1 protein-coding gene is annotated in these 3,073 nt (G+C 71.2%); it reads left to right on the top strand.

Annotation, left to right across the window (positions count from 1 at the left end; translation table 11 throughout):
• A partial coding sequence (locus tag ACWDCZ_RS39845) for an AMP-binding protein (RefSeq protein WP_449818526.1) occupies positions 1-3,073 on the top strand: 3,073 nt, incomplete at both ends.

Here is a 3,073-nt window from a genome sequence, read left to right as displayed (position 1 = left end):
GCACCCTGGAGTGCCTGGGCCGCATCGACGGCCAGGTGAAGATCCGCGGCTACCGCATCGAGCTCGGCGAGATCGAGAGCGCCCTGCGCGAGCACGCCTGGGTTCGTGACGCCGTCGTGGCCGCGCACGAGGACGCCCAGGGTGACAAGTCCCTGGTCGCCTACGTCGTCAGTGCCGACGACTCGGCTCCGGACACGGTCGCGCTGCGGGAGTTCCTGGCCCGCTCGCTGCCCGAGTACATGGTGCCGACCGCCTTCGTCGCCCTGGACGTCATCCCGCTGACCAACAGCGGCAAGGTCGACCACAAGGCCCTCCCGGTTGTCGACCAGACCGCTTTCGCCAGCGCCGAGATCGTCGCCCCGCGCACCCCGCTGGAGGAGCGTCTGGCCGCCATCTGGTCGGACGTGCTCGGCATCGCCCGGGTCGGTGTCGAGGACAGCTTCTTCGAGCTCGGCGGCGACTCCATCCGCGTCGTCCGTCTGGTCGGCGCCCTGCGCGCCGCCGGCTACGAGGCTTCCATTCGGACGGTCTTCACCCACACCACCATCGCCGGCCTCGCCGGTGTTCTCGCCGGGAACGGCGGCGCATCGCTGGTCACCGCGGTGGAGCCGTTCGCGCTGATCGGCGACGAGGACCGGGGCCTGCTGCCGGCGGGTGTCGTGGACGCCTACCCGCTGTCGCAGATCCAGACCGGCATGCTCGTCGAGATGATGGCCGCCCAGGGCCGGGGCGAGTCCGCCTACCTGAACATCAACTCCTTCCGTATCCCGGACACCACGCCCTTCGACCTCGACGCCCTCACGAAGGCCGCCGCCGTCGTGACCGGCCGCCACGAGGCCCTGCGCACCTCGCTGGACTTCGAGACGTACAGCCAGCCCCTGCAACTGGTGCATGCGGAGGCGACGATCCCCGTCCGCATCGAGGACCTGCGGGGTCTGACGGCCGACGAGCAGCGTGCCGCACTACTGGCCTTCACCGCCCGGGAGGAGGCCGAGTCGTTCGACCTCGGGACCGCTCCGCTGCTGCGGATCGCGATCCACCTGGAGTCGGACGAGGCCTGGCGACTGACCTTCACCTACAACCACGCCATCGCCGAGGGCTGGAGCTACCACTCGCTGCTCATGGAGCTGCTGGCGTCCTACCAGCACCTGCGCGACGGCCGTGAGCTGCCCGCCTACGAGGCGCCGGCCGTCCGGTACGCGGACTTCGTCGCGGCCGAGCTGGAGTCGCTGGCCTCCGAGGAGGACCGCGCCTTCTGGCGGAACGTCGTCGCCGACCACACGCCGTTCGAGCTGCCGTCGGGGTGGCACGCCCAGGGCGGTGCGAAGGAGCCCTACCGCCTGGAGGTCGACTACCGCGACCTGGAGGACGGGCTGCGCCGACTGGCGCGCCGCACGAGCACCTCGCTGAAGAGCGTGCTGCTGGCCGCCCACCTCAAGGTGCTGAGCATGCTCAGCCCGGAGCGGGCCTTTCATACCGGCGTGGTCTACCACGGGCGTCTGGAGGCGCCGGGTGCGGAGCGGGTGCTGGGCATGCACCTGAACACGCTGCCGTTCCCCGCCACCCGCCCGTCCGGCACCTGGCGCCAGCTGGTGGAGCAGGTCTTCGCGCAGGAGGCGGAGACCTGGGCCCACCGCCGGTACCCGCTGCCCGCCGTCCAGCGTGACAGCGGCACCCGCGAGCGCCTGCTCACGGTGATGTTCGACCACCAGAACTTCCACCAGGTCGACACCGGCACCGTGGACGCCGGCGCGGGGCTGGGCATCGGCGTCAACGAGTTCGCGCTCGCGGTCATCGCCACCGGCGGTGTCCTCGCGATCAAGTCCAGCACGGACGAGCTCGGCCGGGATCGCGCCGAACAGCTCTCCGCCATGTACCGGCTCGTACTCGAAGCCATGGCCTCGGACCCCGAAGGCGACGCCACCGCCGCCTACATACCCCACTTGGAGCAGACCGCAGTGCCTCGGATGCGTACGGAACCAGACCAGCGCGAGCTGTCCCTCGACCTCTTCCGCGCTCGTGCGGTTGCTTCGCCGGATGCGGTTGCGGTGGTGTTCGGCGGGGAGCGGGTGTCGTACGGCGAGCTGGACGCGTGGTCCTCGCGGATCGCGGGCCGGCTGCGTGGGCAGGGGGTCGGGTCCGGATCGGTGGTCGGTCTGTACCTCGACCGCGGCCCCGGTGTCCTGGCGGCGATGCTGGGTGTGTGGAAGGCGGGTGCCGCCTACCTCCCGGTCGATCCGTCGCTTCCGGCCGAGCGGGTGGGTTACATGCTCACCGACTCGGGTGCCGCGCTTGTCCTGACCGACGCCGACCCGGCTGGTCGTCTGGGTGAGTACGCGGGTCCGTGGCTGGCGCTGGACGGCGGTTCGGAGGAGAGCTGGGAGGGCGTCACCCCGGCCGCCGACGAACTGGCGTACGTGCTCTACACCTCCGGATCCACCGGTCGCCCCAAGGGTGTGATGATCGGCCACGGTGCGCTGGTGAACCTGCTGGGTTCGATCCGCGACGACGTGACCCCCGGCCGCCCGGGCACCTGGCTGGCCTCGACCTCGGTGTCGTTCGACATCTCGGGTCTGGAGCTGCACCTGCCGCTGATCACCGGCGGGAAGATCGTCCTGGCCTCGGCCGAACAGGCCAAGGACGCCGCCGCGCTCGTCGAGCTGGTGGCCCGGAACCGGGTCACCCACGTCCAGGCGACTCCGTCGGGCTGGCGCCTGCTGCTCGAGGCCGGCTTCGACAACTACGCCGTCACCGCGCTCGTCGGCGGCGAGGCGCTGACCGCCGGCCTGGCGCGGGAGCTGCTGCCGCAGGTCGGCCGCCTGGTCAACGTCTACGGTCCGACCGAGACGACGATCTGGTCCGCCCAGGGCGAGGTCCCGGACGGCGTCGAGCAGGTCTCGATCGGCGGCCCGCTGGCCAACACCCGGCTCCACGTCCTGGACGTGGACCTGAACCCGGTGCCGCAGGGTGTGACCGGCGAGCTGTTCATCGGTGGTGACGGTCTGGCCCGTGGTTACCTGGGCCGCCCGGACCTGACGGCGGAGAAGTTCGTTCCGAACCCCTTCGGGCCGGC

It is taken from the genome of Kitasatospora sp. NPDC001225 (assembly GCF_053597855.1).
Note: the sequence above shows the minus strand (reverse complement) of the source record. Positions and strands in the feature narration are given on the sequence as shown.